Below are 878 nucleotides of genomic sequence, written 5' to 3'. Positions count from 1 at the left end.
CCGCGCCAGGTCGTCGAGGATTGGCTCTGCGTTCAGTGTCCCGACTGTCACGAGCCGATGGGACGATATCATTCCTGTCACCCCGCCGTCGATACGCTGCGACAATCAGAGTTTTAGCAGCGCCGTGTGCCGATTATCGTGACGCGAGAGCATATTTATATGTGTATAAGGTCTCTGGATTGTTTTGTCACACTTGAAGCTAACCCTTAACACAGAGAAACCACCTGTCATGGGTATGAGCACCACTACTGCAGAGCCAGATACTGAAGACTTGCTCTCGGAAGCCGAGTTCCGGGACCGTCTCCGCGAACTACCCCCGAGCGCAAAGCTCGTCGCAAAAGTCCTCGAGAGCGATGCGCCGCTCTCGCAGGGTCAACTCGCGGAAGAGTCGCTACTGCCGGACCGCACCGTCCGCTACGCGCTCAACCGTCTCGAAGAGTCCGACCTCATCGGCTCGCGTTACTCCTTCAAGGACGCGCGCAAGCAGGTCTACTTCCTCAACACGTGAACGCGGACGACTACCTCGACACGTAAGCGCGGACGACCACCAACGCCCGCGGGGGCGCACCCCGCAGACCAAGCCACCATTTCTCCCGAACCCGATAAACCAGCGGCGAGCGTAGCCGACGGCATGCACATCACGTGCGTCTCGGTACCCGTCTCGACCCGCGCGCCGACCGGCGCGACGAACGCCTATCTCGTATCCGACGAGAGTCGGCAGTCCGACGGACTCCTCGTCGACCCCGCCACTCGAACCCCTGAACTCGACTCGCTGGTCGAATCCGGCGTGACGCACATCGCCGTCACGCACACCCACCCTGACCACGTGGGCGCTGTCGCCGACCACGCCCACGAGACCGGCGCGACCGGCTGGAGCC

Annotated in this window: 2 protein-coding genes; both read left to right on the top strand. The window is 62.1% G+C overall.

Annotated elements, in window-relative coordinates:
* Positions 1 to 235 precede the first annotated feature (235 nt).
* Positions 236 to 508, top strand: a complete 273-nt coding sequence (locus tag QT222_RS00470) for a winged helix-turn-helix domain-containing protein (RefSeq protein WP_049917432.1) — start codon at positions 236 to 238, stop codon at positions 506 to 508.
* 123 nt (positions 509 to 631) lie between these two features.
* Positions 632 to 878: MBL fold metallo-hydrolase (locus QT222_RS00465; protein ID WP_491475944.1), on the top strand; the 247-nt coding region annotated here is incomplete at its 3' end.

Source organism: Haloferax sp. s1, from assembly GCF_058382125.1.
Note: the sequence above shows the minus strand (reverse complement) of the source record. Positions and strands in the feature narration are given on the sequence as shown.